General features: G+C 31.8%; 14 protein-coding genes. 7 read left to right on the top strand and 7 right to left on the bottom strand.

Annotated elements, in window-relative coordinates:
- Nucleotides 1-75: 75 nt before the first annotated feature.
- The gene (gene yaaA, locus ACKTTV_RS08655; protein ID WP_408030439.1) at nucleotides 76-834 is read left to right on the top strand and encodes a peroxide stress protein YaaA; all 759 of its coding nucleotides are present in this window, start codon (nucleotides 76-78) and stop codon (nucleotides 832-834) included.
- Nucleotides 835-928: 94 nt separating this feature from the next.
- A complete protein-coding gene (locus tag ACKTTV_RS08650; RefSeq protein ID WP_408030438.1) occupies nucleotides 929-1,573 on the top strand; it encodes a SanA/YdcF family protein in 645 nt (214 codons plus the stop codon).
- A gap of 28 nt (nucleotides 1,574-1,601) precedes the next feature.
- Here ACKTTV_RS08650 and ACKTTV_RS08645 read toward each other — a convergent pair whose 3' ends face one another.
- The 6 genes from ACKTTV_RS08645 to ACKTTV_RS08620 form a co-directional block, all read right to left on the bottom strand.
- A complete protein-coding gene (locus ACKTTV_RS08645) occupies nucleotides 1,602-3,029 on the bottom strand; it encodes an L-serine ammonia-lyase (protein WP_408030437.1) in 1,428 nt (475 codons plus the stop codon).
- Between the two features lie 84 nt (nucleotides 3,030-3,113).
- Entirely contained in the window at nucleotides 3,114-3,455 is a 342-nt protein-coding gene (locus ACKTTV_RS08640) for a DUF2853 family protein (RefSeq protein ID WP_408030436.1), read from the bottom strand.
- Between the two features lie 126 nt (nucleotides 3,456-3,581).
- Complete coding sequence (locus tag ACKTTV_RS08635; RefSeq protein WP_408030435.1) at nucleotides 3,582-4,595, bottom strand: hypothetical protein; 1,014 nt, start codon at nucleotides 4,593-4,595, stop codon at nucleotides 3,582-3,584.
- Nucleotides 4,592-4,774, bottom strand: a complete 183-nt coding sequence (locus ACKTTV_RS08630; RefSeq protein ID WP_408030434.1) for a hypothetical protein — start codon at nucleotides 4,772-4,774, stop codon at nucleotides 4,592-4,594. The genes ACKTTV_RS08635 and ACKTTV_RS08630 overlap by 4 nt, the downstream gene beginning before the upstream one ends.
- On the bottom strand, nucleotides 4,771-5,748 hold the full coding sequence (gene gwsG / locus ACKTTV_RS08625) for a grasp-with-spasm system ATP-grasp peptide maturase (RefSeq protein ID WP_408030433.1): 978 nt from the start codon (nucleotides 5,746-5,748) through the stop codon (nucleotides 4,771-4,773). Before gwsG ends, ACKTTV_RS08630 begins: the two co-directional genes overlap by 4 nt.
- Before the next feature lie 46 nt (nucleotides 5,749-5,794).
- Nucleotides 5,795-6,007, bottom strand: a complete 213-nt coding sequence (locus tag ACKTTV_RS08620; protein ID WP_408030432.1) for a hypothetical protein — start codon at nucleotides 6,005-6,007, stop codon at nucleotides 5,795-5,797.
- 314 nt (nucleotides 6,008-6,321) lie between these two features.
- Between ACKTTV_RS08620 and ACKTTV_RS08615 the strand changes: the two genes are divergently transcribed.
- From ACKTTV_RS08615 to gap (ACKTTV_RS08595), 5 genes are all read left to right on the top strand, one after another.
- Entirely contained in the window at nucleotides 6,322-8,805 is a 2,484-nt protein-coding gene (locus ACKTTV_RS08615) for a M14 family metallopeptidase (RefSeq protein ID WP_408030431.1), read from the top strand.
- A 138-nt stretch (nucleotides 8,806-8,943) separates the two neighbouring features.
- Entirely contained in the window at nucleotides 8,944-10,314 is a 1,371-nt protein-coding gene (locus ACKTTV_RS08610) for a tetratricopeptide repeat protein (RefSeq protein ID WP_408030430.1), read from the top strand.
- A gap of 330 nt (nucleotides 10,315-10,644) precedes the next feature.
- Nucleotides 10,645-11,631, top strand: a complete 987-nt coding sequence (gene pfkA / locus ACKTTV_RS08605) for a 6-phosphofructokinase (RefSeq protein ID WP_408030429.1) — start codon at nucleotides 10,645-10,647, stop codon at nucleotides 11,629-11,631.
- Between the two features lie 14 nt (nucleotides 11,632-11,645).
- Nucleotides 11,646-12,680 (top strand): type I glyceraldehyde-3-phosphate dehydrogenase, encoded by a 1,035-nt coding sequence (gap, locus tag ACKTTV_RS08600; protein WP_408030428.1) that lies wholly within the window; start codon nucleotides 11,646-11,648, stop codon nucleotides 12,678-12,680.
- Between the two features lie 161 nt (nucleotides 12,681-12,841).
- Nucleotides 12,842-13,834 (top strand): type I glyceraldehyde-3-phosphate dehydrogenase, encoded by a 993-nt coding sequence (gap, locus tag ACKTTV_RS08595; RefSeq protein ID WP_408030427.1) that lies wholly within the window; start codon nucleotides 12,842-12,844, stop codon nucleotides 13,832-13,834.
- Between the two features lie 147 nt (nucleotides 13,835-13,981).
- Here the strand turns inward: gap (ACKTTV_RS08595) and ACKTTV_RS08590 are convergent, their stop codons facing one another.
- Nucleotides 13,982-14,362 carry a Rid family detoxifying hydrolase gene (locus tag ACKTTV_RS08590; RefSeq protein ID WP_408030426.1) on the bottom strand — a complete coding sequence of 127 codons (381 nt, stop codon included), beginning with the start codon at nucleotides 14,360-14,362 and terminating at the stop codon, nucleotides 13,982-13,984.
- Between the last annotated feature and the right edge of the window lie 120 nt (nucleotides 14,363-14,482).

Below are 14,482 nucleotides of genomic sequence, written 5' to 3'. Positions count from 1 at the left end.
AATGGAACGGATATAGTAATGCTATAAAATTAACTTATACAATAGCATTTGATCAACAAAAATTAAAACGAACAAATGAAAATAATTATATCTCCTGCAAAATCTCTTGATTTTGAAACTAAAGCAAATACTGAAGAATTTACACAGCCACGTTTTTTGGAGTATTCTGAAAAACTAAATAAAAAACTGAAAACGCTTTCTAAAAAAAAGTTATCCGAGTTAATGAAAATTTCTGATGATTTAGGAGCTTTGAATTATGAAAGAAATCAAAATTGGAATCCATTATTTACAATTGAAAACGCAAAGCAAGCGGTATATTCTTTTACTGGAGAGGTTTTTAGAGGACTAGATGTAACTTCGTTAGAATCTGAAAAAATAGCTGTGTTAAATGATAAGTTACGTATTCTTTCTGGTTTGTATGGTATATTAAGACCTTTAGATTTAATTCAACCATATAGGTTGGAAATGGGAACTAGATTAAAAGTAGGTAGAGCGGATAATTTATATAAATTTTGGGGAGATTTGTTAGCGAATTCTTTGAATGATGAAATGGAAGAAGGGGAGCTGCTGATTAACTTGGCAAGTTCTGAGTATTTCAAAGCTGTTCCGAAAAAGACATTAAATACAAATATGATTACTCCTGTTTTTAAAGATTTAAAGAATGGTCAATATAAAACAATCATGACCTATGCTAAAAAGGCAAGAGGACTAATGGTTAGATATATCATTGATAATAATGTTGAGACCTTAGATGAATTAAAAGGGTTTAATGTTGAGGGATATGCATTTTCAGAACCAATGTCTTCAGAAAACGAATTAGTTTTTACCAGATAGGAAAATTCCTTAGTTTATTTTGTTAAGTTAAGATGTCTCTGTAGTCTTCATATCATAAGTTTATGATTATCTTTGGTTTCTAAAAGAAGTTTATATGAAAAGGAACTCAAGAAAAATTGTAAAGCGAAGTTTTGGAATAATTCTTTCAATTTTTTTGATTTTAGTCATTTGCAATGTACTAATCTATTGGAATGCTCGTAATAAAACATATTCTAAGTTAACGACGGTTCCAGAAATGAAAGTCGCTCTATTATTGGGAACCAATAAGTATTTGCAAAATGGTAATGTGAATTTATATTACAGATACAGAGTAGAGGCTGCGGCAAATCTTTATCGAAAAGGAAAGTTTGAATACATTATCGTTAGTGGAGATAATGGTAAGAAGGGATATGATGAGCCAACTCAATTTAAGGAAGATTTGATGAGAAAAGGAGTCCCCGCCGATAAGATATTCTTGGATTACGCTGGATTTAGAACTTTGGATTCAGTTGTTAGGGCGAAAGAGATTTTTAACCAGGATAATCTTCTAATCATTTCTCAAAAATTTCATAATGAGCGAGCAATTTACTTAGCAGAAAGTAAAGGAATAAAAGCGATAGGGTTTAATGCTAAGGATGTATATGGAAGGTCAGGAGCCAAAGTTAAAATCAGAGAATATTTGGCCAGAGTAAAAGTATTTGTTGATCTACTTTTTAAAGTAAAGCCAAAGTATTTAGGTAAAAAAATAGAGATAAAATAAAAGCATCCATTATGGATGCTTTTGTATTTTAACAGTCGGCCAAGCCAACGGTAACCGCAAGCCCTCCTTCTGAGGTTTCTTTATAATTCCTATTCATATCTTTGGCAGTCTCCCACATCGTATCAATAACTTTGTCAAGTGGAACTAAAGATTTTTCAGGGTCAGTTTCCAATGCTAATTCAGCGGCATTAATAGCTTTTATCGCTCCCATAGCATTTCTTTCAATACAAGGAACTTGTACCAAACCACCGATTGGATCACATGTCAATCCTAAGTGATGTTCCATAGCAATTTCTGCAGCAACTAAACATTGTGAAGGAGTTCCTCCTAATAGTTCTGTTAAGGCTCCAGCGGCCATGGCAGAGGAAACACCTATTTCAGCTTGGCATCCACCCATTGCAGCGGAGATGGTGGCGTTTTTCTTGAATACACTCCCTATTTCTCCTGCGACTAATAAGAATTTTTTAATGTGCTCGAAATCTGCCTCGTGATTTTCAATAACAAGGTAGTACATTAAAACGGCAGGAATTACCCCAGCACTACCATTCGTTGGTGCTGTTACCACTCGTCCTAAAGAAGCATTTACTTCATTTACAGCAAGAGCAAAACAACTAACCCATTTTAAAATTTCTCTAAACTTTACTTCGGTACTCCTAATGGCAGAAATCCACTCTTCTTCATTCGTATATTGAGAATCTTTTATCAACTTTTTGTGGGTTTCAAAGGCTCTTCTCTTAACATTTAAACCGCCAGGTAAAGTACCTTCGGTATGACAACCAATGTACATACATTCTAGCATGGTTTCCCATACCCTTTTTAGTTCTACATCGATTTCGTTGTTGCTTTTTAAAACTAATTCATTAGAAAGAACGATATCAGAAATATTCTTCTGTTTATTATTACAATAATTTTCTAATTCAGTTGCTCTGTTAATTGGAAAAGGAAAATTCTTTTTGTTGATTTCATTTTCTTCAGAAGCCTCTATTTCCTCCTGAATAACAAAACCACCACCGATAGAATAATAGGTTTCAGAAGAAATAATATCGTTTTCTTTTGAAAGAGCTATAAAGGTTAGTCCGTTGGAATGAAAAGGAAGAAATTCTTTATTGAAAATCACTTGATCAATAGAGAAGTCTAAAACTTTCTCACCATTAAAATCAAGAGTATTTGTGCTTTTAATTTTGGAGATAATATTCTCAATATCTTCAATAGGAATATATTCGGGATCAGTTCCACTGAGTCCTAATAAAACTGCTAAATCGGTAGCGTGTCCTTTTCCAGTTAGTGATAATGATCCGTAAAGATTCACTTTTACGGTACTTATGTTATTAATAAGTTGGTTATCCTTTAACTTTTCAATCCATTGCTGAGCGGCTCTCCAAGGTCCCAAAGTATGGGAGCTAGACGGTCCTACCCCGATTTTTAGCATGTCAAAAACGCTAATAAATTGAGACATAGAAATATTGTTGTTTGTTGGTCGCTAAAATAAAAAATCCTGCATTAATTTAATGCAGGATTTAAATTTAAAAAAGAAAATATCTTATAATCCGTAAACAGATTGCTTATTAAATTTTTCAGCAAGCATATAGTATACTACAGCTCTATATTTATTTCTTTCTGATTTTCCAATTTTTTCAATTACTTCTGCAATTGCTTCATCTAACTGTGGTCCATCAGATAAACCTAACTTTTTGATTAAGAAATTGTTTTTTACAGTCTCAAGCTCTTTTTTGTCTGTTCCAGATACAGTTTCTGCATCTTTCTTATAAATAGAAGGTCCTAGCCCTTTGGTTACAGCATTTAGTAAATCAGCGTTTAAAGAGATGTTTTTATCATCCATAAACTTCTTATACAATTCTACTTTTTCGTCAAACTTACTCATGATTTTTTGTTTATAAATTATATTTATTTATTTGAATTTTTAATTCTCTCAAATATAGAAAAATAATTGAATCATTCAAATTTGATCCTTTTTAAAGCTAGTGCCATTTTCTTTAAAGCGTTCTTTTTATTTCCATTCCCCGATGTAAGGGTCATAATTACATTCTTCTTTATGGTACCATTCTTGGTTATTTAGTTTATGAGGTAACGGTAACCTATTGTCAACACACATAGGTTTGTATGAACAATCTTTACAAATGGCAATTTTTTCTTTGGTAATAGACCAATACTTTTGAAAATCAGAAGAGGAAACAATCTTTAATATATCTTCCGTCGATCTTATGTTTTTTATGTTACCAAATGATTTTTTATACTCAGGAGCATTCATAATATCACCTTTTTCATCAAAAAAGATTTTACGATTGAAATAGGTGTGATAGTGGTAAGATTCAAGAGCTAAAGTTCTATTGATTTGTAGATAATCTTTGGACATAGATCTAGTTTTTTTAAATAGATTGTCCGTTTTGGTCGAGTAAACTACAAAGGTATCCTCGTATAGTTTTTCTACAGTATTGGATTTGCTGTTATGTACATATATTTTATTAATTCTTGGATTTTTCTGAACTAAACTTTTATAAAAGTTAAGATTTTCAATATCGTAACTCAACGATAATTCAATGGATCGAGCTACACATGTTGATAAATGGGTAACTACTTCTTCAACTTTATTGAATACTTCCATGTTAACATGAATAAAAATACCTTCAATCATTAACGAATCTAATATTTCGATAAATGATTTATCTAAAATATTTTTGATAGTATGATCTGAAACCACTAGTGAAACATTGCTTATAGTATTTCTGAATTGTAAAGCGGTATTTATTGAAGGGAACTTCCAAGGCTCAGATGTATTAAAAACTAACTCTTCTTTTCTTAAAAAAGAGATTAACGAATTGAATTCAGTGTCTATTTGACTATTTAGTATTCCTGTTTCTAAGGCGTCTAATATGCTTGCATATCTTGTTGAGAAGGAATAATAATCTTTACGCTGGATATCTATTAGTAATATTTTGGAGTAACCTTTACTTATTAAAACACAGCTAAAGAGCTTAACATAAGTCTTTTCATTTAAACTCATAATTCAAAAGGTTTGTGAATTAGCTTATAGAAACTAGAAACGGCATAATTTTTATTGTCAATTGCATTACAAGAAGTGTAAATATGTTTTATGTTTTTTTTTGTTGTTACTTTTTTCTCTTTAACAACTGAAAATGTTACTGGTAAAAAAGGACTATTTTTTTCTTCTATTTTTTTCATTTCTTTAAGTTTTCCTTTGTTAAATACATTGCTATCTCTTCTTCTAAGTTGTAATTACAAGGGTAAGATACCATTCCGAATTGACCGCTTGGATTCACTTCTAAAAAATAATACTCTCCATCATTAGATGATTTTATGAAATCAAATGATCCTGTAACAAGTCCCATTAGATCCATAAACTCAATAATCTTTTTTTGTAACTCATTGGGTATAATGTATGGAATCATTCTGTTTGGCTTTTCTAAGTTATAATCTCTAAAATCCACTTTTGTTTGTGCATCCTTTTGAGAAAAAATTGCCATACTGAATATTTTTTTATCAATTACAAAGGTTCTTATTTCGTATAATTTCTCTATTTGTTTTTGAAATATGGAGGGTAAAAATGTATCATGAAGTTGTTCTATTTCATCTACTTTATAGGTTAGTAAAGGGTAATAATACTCATCTCTGTAAATAGTCTTTGATGCTTTCAAAGATTTTGTAATAATATTTGTTTCTGATTGTTTGAATTTCTTTAATTCGATTTTGTTATTTGTTATGAGGTAACTGGGAACCTTCATGTTAACTTTCTCCGCAATGCGTAATTGTTTCAATTTATTGTAATCTGCTGGTGGGTTAATCCATTTACTATTGTAAAAAATACTTTTCAACATTTGTAAAAAACCATAGAATTCTGAAGATATATAAGTTAGGATATCATTATCGAATAGTTTTTTCGATTCATTAAATAGTTCAGTTTTAGAGAAAAAACCAAATTTTCTATTCCAAATAACGTGTCTTTCATGATAGTTTATTTCGTAATAGGTCTGTTTAACTTTATATTTAAGTGTAGTGTTGTCGATACTGATGTGAATACTTGAATCTTTTGTGAACAAATCATCATTTATTCTTACATATGGAGCTTTGTGGAGAGATAATAACTTACATACTTCATCGGTGGAAGCATCTCCGTGAGTTGATAGAATAATTATCATGTTAAAGAAAAGGAGGGATTTAAACCTCCTTTTTTAACTAATTTGGTTAGCGAGTAGCTGTATGACCACTAACAGCTGAATGACTGCCAACAGGAGCAGCTTCTTCCTCACAATCTTCGTCATCAGTTCTAGCAGGTTTTCCATCAGCATATATTGTTACACTGCAACAAGGATCACTTCCTGTTTGTAACCCTCCAAAAACTGTTGACATGTCAGTTCTTCCAATTTCTTCTTTTTGAAATTCATTAAAATTTTTCATAATAATTACTTATTTAGTTAATATAATCCACTACACTCTGTAGTTTGGTATCATCAATAATAACAATCAATGTGGCCAATATCTCTTTGAAACTCTGATGATATATTAGATAGTATTCTGTTAAGATATTTCATTACCCAATTTTTTAGATAAACTTAAATGCTGTTGATACAAAGTTTTGTTTATAACTAATGTTCAAAAAATATAGAAGTAGAAGGTTTCTAGAAAAAAAGTATGAGTTTGCTCTGACGGTTTTACGTAAGAATAAATTAAAAAAGGAATGCCTAAATTTGATTCGAACTAACACACAAATTATGAAACTTAAAAATTGTTTTTTTGCGATCCTGTGTATATTCTTTATTGTAAGAGCACAAGGACAGTCGGTACAATCACCATCTGATTTTTTAGGCTATGAACTTGGGACTAGGTTTACCAGACATCACAAGGTGGTCGATTATTTTAAATATGTAAGTAAGTCTTTATCGAATGTGAAATTTGAGAAATATGGAGAAACTAATGAATTTAGGCCTCTTTTTTTGACATATCTTTCATCACAGAAGAACATCGATCGTTTGGATGAAATTAGAAAAAATAATCTCCAACAAACAAATAATAAAACTAATGCTTCTGAAAATATAGCTATTGTATGGCTGAGTTATAATGTACACGGTAATGAGGCGTCTGCAACAGAATCAGCCATGAAAACTTTGTATGAGTTAGTGACTTCAAAAAAGGAGTGGTTGGATAATACGGTGGTTATTGTGGATCCGTGTTTGAATCCGGATGGTCGAGATCGTTATGTGAACTGGTATAATCAAGTTAAAAGTAGTCCTTATGATATTGATAAAATGGCAATAGAGCATAATGAACCATGGCCAAGAGGAAGACCAAATCATTATTTGTTTGATCTAAACAGAGATTGGGCGTGGGCTTCTCAAGAAGAAACAAAAGCACGTTTGAAAGTGTATCATAGATGGTTACCACATATTCATGTTGATTTTCATGAACAGGGAATGAATGCACCTTATTATTTTGCTCCTGCGGCAGAACCTTTTCATGAAGTAATTACAGATTGGCAACGCGATTTTCAGACGCAAATAGGAAAAAATCACATAAAATATTTTGACAAAGAGGGGTGGTTATATTTTACCAAAGAGCATTTTGACTTGTTTTATCCTAGTTATGGTGATACTTACCCTACTTATTTGGGAGCAATTGGGATGACCTATGAACAAGCTGGAGGAGGTGCTGGAGGGCTTGGGGTATTTAATAATGAAGATGAAATATTGACCTTAAAAAATAGAATAAAGCACCATACAGTATCTGGTTTGTCTACAGTAGAAATAGCTTCGCAAAACGCTGGAAAATTAAATGCTGAGTTTAAAAAATTTTTCAATAATGAAACTTTAAAATACAAGAGTTATGTTTTAAAGAATGATAATTCAGATAAAATAAGCAAGTTGAAGGCATTACTAGATACTCATCATATTAGTTATGGTTCTTGTAATAAAGGAACGGTAAAAGGATATGATTATTCCTCTCAAAAAGAAGGTAAAATGGAGGTTGATAAAAATGATCTTGTTATTAACACAAACCAACCGAAAGGAAAAATGATAAAAGCGTTGTTTGAACCTAATGCCAAATTATCTGACTCTCTTACTTATGATATAACTGCTTGGTCTCTTCCATATGCACATGGAATTAAAACAATAGCATCGAAAACCAAAGTTGCTATGAGCGATTTTTCTACATCGGTAAAAACAAAAACTAAAGTAGAAGGTAAAGCCTATGCATATTTGTCAAAATGGAATAGTATAAATGATGCTAAGTTTTTAAGTGCTCTCATTAAAAATAATATTAGAGTACGTTTTTCGGAAAAAGATTTTAAAATATCAGGTAAGAAATTTAGTCGCGGTTCATTGATTATTCTTAGAGCAGACAACCAAGAAATGGAAGGTTTTGATGCTAAGGTTGTTGCAATAGCTAACAATTCAGATAGAACTATTACACCTGCTTTTACTGGTTTTGTTGAATTAGGAAAAGACTTTGGTTCAAATACTGTAAAGCCAATTAATAAACAGAAAGTAGCAGTATTAACAGGAGATTCGGTTTCTTCTTTAGGTATGGGGGAAGTTTGGCATTTCTTCGAAAAAGAATTGGAATATCCATTGTTAAGAATAGATACAAGGACTTTTTCTCGAGTAGATTTACAGAAAATAGATGTTTTAATTTTACCCAATGGAACTTACAAAAAAGTGATTGATACAAAAAAGTTAAAAAGCTGGGTTCAAAGAGGAGGTACAGTTATAGCAATAGGGCATGCTTTAAAAGTTTTTGCTAATAAAAAAGAATTTGCACTTAAAACGAAAAAGAAAGCAGTTAAAAAGGATTCTTTATCCGAAAGCTTAACCCCGTATAATATGAGAGAAAGAAAAAATATAGAAAACTTAATAACAGGAAGTATTTTTGAAAGTAAGGTTGATATAACACATCCACTTGCATTTGGTTATAATAATTCGTATTTTTCATTAAAACTAACCAGTGAAGCGTATGCTTTTTTACCGAAAGGAAGTAATGTGGCATATTTCAATTCAACTAGCAAAAACGTTGCTGGTTTCGCTGGAAATAAAGCATTAAAAAAGGTTCCTGAATCTCTGTTGTTTGGAGAAGAAAGGGTAGGTAGAGGAAGTATTGTGTACATGGTAGATAATCCACTGTTCAGATCATTTTGGGAAAACGGAAAGTTATTTTTTGTAAATGCCGTATTTATGGTGAACTCGGATGAGTTAAGAAATTAAAAAATAACACTGTTTTATCTATAAGAGAAAGAGCCAGTAAGGGCAATTGTTAATTACTTTGTTAACAAGAAAAGCCTTAGGAGTGTCGAATGCCATTAATGTTATTGTAATTTTAAACGTATTTCAAAGGAAAAGCCTATGCCAGTATCAAAATTTGAATCAATGCTAAAGACGAATGATGTTTATTTTTTTGATGCCACAGAGTTTGAGGAGATTATCGAACATTATTTAAATATAGGAAAGCATTCATTAGCTAAAAAAGCAGTAAAATTAGGATTAGAACAACATCCTACGTCCATACAATTAAAGCTAATGCGAATTGAATTACTGATTTTTGATGATAAATTGCCTTTAGCAGAACAACTACTTGCGGAAGTAGAAGCTGTTGAACCTCATAACGACGAGGTTTTTATTCAAAGGGCAACAATTTTATCTAAAAATAAAAACCACAAAGAAGCAATTTCAGTTTTAAAATCATCTCTCGAGTTTGTTAAAGATCCTGAAGATATTTGGTCCATGATTGGAATGGAGTATTTGTATTTGGATGATTTTGAAAACGCTCGTTTAAATTTTGCAAAGTGTATTGAAGTTGATTATGAGGACTATTCTTCCTTATATAATATTGTGTATTGTTTTGATATGCAGCAAAATAATGAAGATGCAATTAAGTTTTTAAATGCTTACTTAGATAAAAATCCATATAGTGAAGTAGCATGGCATCAAGTTGGAAGACAGTATTTTGAGATTGGTATGTACGAAGAAGCTTTACAGTCTTTTGATTTTGCAGTTATTATTGACGATTCATTTATTGGAGGTTATTTGGAGAAGGCTAAGACCTTGGAAAAATTGAAAAGATATCAAGAAGCAATTGATAACTATTTGATTACATTAGAACTTGATGACCCTACAGCTTATGCATACATTCGCATTGGAGAATGTTATCAGAAACTGGATAATTTAGCAACGGCAATACATTTTTATAAAAAAGCAGTCCATGAAGATCCACTTCTTGATAGAGGTTGGATGCTTTTAACTTCGGCCTGTTATACCAATAAGAACTTTCCGAAAGCATTGTATTATATTAATAAGGCAATACAAATTGATGAAACCAATCCATTATATTGGAGAAAGTACGGTGATATCAATTTAAAGCTAAATTTTTACGAAGAAGCAGTAAAGGCTTTTTATAGGTGTATTGAACTTAAGGATGATGCAATTGAAATTTATGTTGCTCTTACTGACATTCTTTTGTTTTTAGGAGAGTATAATGAATCATTAGCCATTATGATTAAGGCAAAAAAAATATATAGAGAGTTTGCTGAAATAGAATATAGGTTATGTGGCTTGTTTATGATATTAGGAAAAGAGGAATATAGCCTTACACATTTAAAAAATGCATTAAGTATAGATTACGAATATCATTTTATAATAAAAGATTTATTTCCTTCTGTATTTCATAATTTGAAAATACAAGATACAATTACTCACTACAAGAAAGTTATTAAATAAACTTTTGAACTCAAGCAAGTGACGAATCCTTTCTTTTTTAAGAAAGGATTTTTTTATGGTAATTTAGATGTTAATAATAATTTAAGATTTAATGTTTCCTCTTTTAAGGAGCAATAAAACTAAAAAGAAGTAGTATTATTGTTTTAAAGACATATAAAATAATCAAACATATATAGCAACTTATTTTTTTAAACATGAAGAAGTTAGGAGGTATGTAATAACATATTTAAATAGCTCTAAACCCAAGGTTTTTAAAGGGTTTGCTCGAAAACGATTTCGTTTTTTTTAGAAATATCAAAGCAAAAAATAACTAGATTTGACAAACAGATTATGGCAAAAAGATTGAAAAAAATAGCAGTTATGACATCTGGAGGAGATGCTCCAGGAATGAATGCGGCAATTCGCTCGGTTGTGAGAGCATGTGCATATTATAGAACAGAATGTGTAGGAATATATCGTGGATATCAAGGAATGATTGAAGGAGATTTCGTTACCATGACTGCGAGAAGTGTGAACAATATAATTCACAAAGGGGGAACAATATTAAAGTCGGCTCGGTCGAAAGATTTTAGGACCAAAGAAGGAAGGCAAAAAGCCTACGAAAACTTAAAAGAACAGGAAATAGATGGTCTTGTTGTTATTGGAGGAGATGGTTCTTTTACTGGTGGAGTTGTATTTAACCAAGAGTATGATTTTCCAGTGGTAGGAATACCTGGAACAATTGATAACGATATTTACGGAACATCTCATACCTTGGGGTATGACACGGCTTTGAATACAGCAATGGAAGCGATTGATAAAATTCGCGATACGGCTTCTTCACATAACCGATTATTTATAGTTGAAGTAATGGGAAGAGATGCAGGGTTTATTGCTTTAAATGCAGGTGTAGGAGCAGGAGCAGAAGAAATTTTAATACCTGAAGAAAACCTTGGTTTAGACAGAATGTTAGAGTCTCTTAAAAAGAGTAAAAGATCAGGTAAATCTTCGAGTATTGTTGTAGTTGCTGAAGGTGATAAATCAGGAAAGAATGTTTTTGAATTGGCTGATTACGTTGAAGAAAACCTACCTGAATATGAAGTGAGAGTGTCAGTTCTTGGTCATATGCAACGTGGAGGTTCTCCTTCTTGTTTTGATAGGGTATTGGCAAGTAGACTGGGAGTAAAAGCAGTAGAATTACTGATTGATGGGCGATCGAACCTTATGGTTGGATTACAAAATAATCAAGTGGTGGCTACAGATTTAGAAAAAGCAATAAAAGGTATACAAGAAATAAATATGGAACTCTTACGAGTTTCGGATATAATGACTACATAAAAATAGAATATATTATGATTAAAATAGGGATTAACGGATTCGGTAGAATTGGTAGATTAGCTTTTAGATCTGCAGTGAAACGTTCAAATGTTCAAGTTGTGGCTATTAACGATTTACTAGATGATGTAAATTATTTAGCTTACATGTTAAAATATGACTCTGTACATGGAGAGTTTGATGGAACAGTTGAGGTTGCAGGTGATAAGTTAGTTGTGAATGGAAATGAAGTGAGAATAACTGCAGAACGTAATCCTGAAAACTTAAAGTGGGATGAAGTAGGAGTAGATTATGTTTTAGAGTGTACAGGTATTTTTAAAACTATTGACAAAGCGCAATTACATATTGACGGAGGAGCTAAGAAGGTTGTAATTTCAGCACCTTCTCCAGATGCACCTATGTTTGTAATGGGAGTAAACAATAATGAATTAAAGAGTACTGATACTATTTTCTCAAATGCATCTTGTACTACTAACTGTTTATCTCCAATCGCTAAGGTACTAAACGACAAGTTTGGTATTGAGGAAGGTTTAATGACAACTGTGCATGCTACTACAGCAACTCAAAGAACAGTTGATGGACCTTCAATGAAAGATTGGCGAGGAGGAAGAGCAGCCTTACATAATATTATTCCATCTTCTACAGGTGCAGCAAAAGCTGTAGGAAAAGTAATTCCTGAATTAAACGGAAAACTAACAGGTATGGCGTTTAGGGTTCCAACTATGGATGTTTCTGTTGTAGACTTAACCGTAAGATTAAAAAACAAAGCTTCGTATGAAGATATCAAAGTAGCAATGAAAGAAGCTTCTGAAGGAGAAATGCGTGGTGTTTTAGGGTATACTGAAGAATTAGTGGTATCACAAGATTTTGTTGGAGATACTCGTACTTCTATTTTCGATGCCAACGCAGGTATTGCATTATCTGACAATTTTGTGAAAGTCGTTTCTTGGTATGATAACGAAATGGGATATGCAACTAAATTAGTTGATTTAGCAGAGTATTCAGCATCATTATCTAGCGTAAAAGAAAAAGAACTTTCTTCATCGTTGTAAACATATATAGTAAATTTGTTCAAAACTGGTAGGAATTCTTTTCTTGCCAGTTTTTTTGTCTTTATATAGTTTATATTTGTACTCCTTAAAAAATAAGGTGTTAAGTCTTGATTTTACCAAGGCTTTTTATTAGGTTAAATACGATAAATTAAAAAAGGGACATGATAAAAGTTGGAATCAACGGTTTTGGTAGAATAGGAAGAATAGCTCTTCGTTCTATAACTCTCAGAGATAATATCGAGGTGGTAGCCATTAACGATTTAGTGGATGTGGATTATTTAGCCTATTTGTTGAAGTACGATTCGGTTCATGGTCGTTTTCCAGGAACAGTAGAGGTTAAAGAAGGTAATTTAATTGTTAATGGAAAAGAAATTCGGATTACAGCCGAAAGAAATCCAGAGAAATTAAAGTGGGATGAAGTTCAGGTCGATTATGTTATTGAATCTACAGGTCATTTTACGGATAAAGATAAAGCTTCACTTCATTTAAAGGCAGGGGCAAAAAAAGTTATTATTTCGGCTCCCTCGAAGGATGCGAAAATGTATGTGATGGGAGTAAATCATAAGGAATTAACAAAAGAAGAAACGGTGTTTTCTAATGCTTCATGTACTACAAACTGTTTGGCTCCTGTAGCGAAAGTTATAAACGGTAATTTTGGGTTAAAGGAAGGACTGATGACAACAGTTCATTCTTCAACATCTTCTCAAAATGCGGTGGATGGACCTAATAAAAAATGGAGAAGAGGGAGGACTCTAGTTAATAATATAATTCCAACCAGTACAAGTGCGGCTATTGCCGTAACTAAGGTAATGCCTGAGTTAGAAGGAAAATTAACTGGAATGGCAGTTAGAGTTCCCGTACCAAATGTGTCGTTAGTTGATTTGACTTTTAGAACTGAAAAGTCAACGTCTTTAGAACAAGTATTAACTTCTTTTGAAAAAGCCTCTAAAGGAGAATTAAAAGGAATTTTGGGATATACGGAGGATGAGGTCGTGTCTCAGGATTTTGTTTCAGAGCCAAGGACTTCTGTAATAGATGCTGATGCCTGTTTAGAATTAAATGAGAATTTCTTTAAGGTTATATCTTGGTATGATAATGAGTTTGGATACGCGACTAAAATTGTTGATTTATTGATATATTCATCTAGTCTATAGGAACTTAGAATAACCTTTAAAACATACTCCCGCTTTTAAGCGGGATTTTTTATATAGAGATTATAATTAAATTAGATGTAAAAAAAATGCCAAGAGAAAATTCTCTTGACATGGTATTTTGTTATTTTAAATTTAGTTATTTCGCGGCTATCTAATAGCAATCATACTAATTTCTACGTTCACAAATTTCGGAAGATTAGCTACTTCAACAGTTTCTCTGGCAGGAGCTGTGTCTTCATTGAAATATTGACCATATACTTCATTAATCTTTGAGAAATTATTCATATCTGAAATGAAAATAGAAGTTTTTACTACGTTTTCGAAGTTCATATTTGCTGCAGCTAAAACCTCTTTCATATTTTTCATAACCTGTTTAGTCTCTGCTTCAATTGAATCTAATACTAGTTCTCCAGATTCTGGATTAATAGCAATTTGTCCAGAAGTATAAAGCGTATCTCCTTTTAAAACTGCCTGGTTATATGGACCAATAGGTTGTGGTGCTTTGGTAGTTGTAATAATTTCTTTCATCTGTATGTTGTTTTATAATTTAAATCAGATGTAGCCTTTATTTCTTGTATAAAAATGAATTTTGGCCAATGAGATTTTCGATTAGTTATATTTAAAGTTTTATGGCTTCTAAATTAAGAA

This window comes from Tenacibaculum xiamenense, assembly GCF_964513065.1.
In the GTDB taxonomy this organism is placed as follows: domain Bacteria; phylum Bacteroidota; class Bacteroidia; order Flavobacteriales; family Flavobacteriaceae; genus Polaribacter; species Polaribacter xiamenense.
The sequence above is the reverse complement of the archived record's forward strand: the minus strand, read 5'-3'. Positions and strand labels throughout refer to the sequence as shown.

Bases quoted from the DNA above. Each gene is read 5' to 3' on its own strand.
- ACKTTV_RS08640 (WP_408030436.1), bottom strand. From the start codon at position 3,455: ATGAGTAAGTTTGACGAAAAAGTAGAATTGTATAAGAAGTTTATGGAT.
- ACKTTV_RS08590 (WP_408030426.1), bottom strand. From the start codon at position 14,362: ATGAAAGAAATTATTACAACTACCAAAGCACCACAACCTATTGGTCCA.
- pfkA (WP_408030429.1), top strand. From the start codon at position 10,645: ATGGCAAAAAGATTGAAAAAAATAGCAGTTATGACATCTGGAGGAGAT.
- ACKTTV_RS08650 (WP_408030438.1), top strand. From the start codon at position 929: ATGAAAAGGAACTCAAGAAAAATTGTAAAGCGAAGTTTTGGAATAATT.
- gap (WP_408030427.1), top strand. From the start codon at position 12,842: ATGATAAAAGTTGGAATCAACGGTTTTGGTAGAATAGGAAGAATAGCT.
- ACKTTV_RS08615 (WP_408030431.1), top strand. From the start codon at position 6,322: ATGAAACTTAAAAATTGTTTTTTTGCGATCCTGTGTATATTCTTTATT.
- gap (WP_408030428.1), top strand. From the start codon at position 11,646: ATGATTAAAATAGGGATTAACGGATTCGGTAGAATTGGTAGATTAGCT.
- ACKTTV_RS08645 (WP_408030437.1), bottom strand. From the start codon at position 3,029: ATGTCTCAATTTATTAGCGTTTTTGACATGCTAAAAATCGGGGTAGGA.
- ACKTTV_RS08630 (WP_408030434.1), bottom strand. From the start codon at position 4,774: ATGAAAAAAATAGAAGAAAAAAATAGTCCTTTTTTACCAGTAACATTT.
- gwsG (WP_408030433.1), bottom strand. From the start codon at position 5,748: ATGATAATTATTCTATCAACTCACGGAGATGCTTCCACCGATGAAGTA.
- ACKTTV_RS08620 (WP_408030432.1), bottom strand. From the start codon at position 6,007: ATGAAAAATTTTAATGAATTTCAAAAAGAAGAAATTGGAAGAACTGAC.
- ACKTTV_RS08610 (WP_408030430.1), top strand. From the start codon at position 8,944: ATGCCAGTATCAAAATTTGAATCAATGCTAAAGACGAATGATGTTTAT.
- ACKTTV_RS08635 (WP_408030435.1), bottom strand. From the start codon at position 4,595: ATGAGTTTAAATGAAAAGACTTATGTTAAGCTCTTTAGCTGTGTTTTA.
- yaaA (WP_408030439.1), top strand. From the start codon at position 76: ATGAAAATAATTATATCTCCTGCAAAATCTCTTGATTTTGAAACTAAA.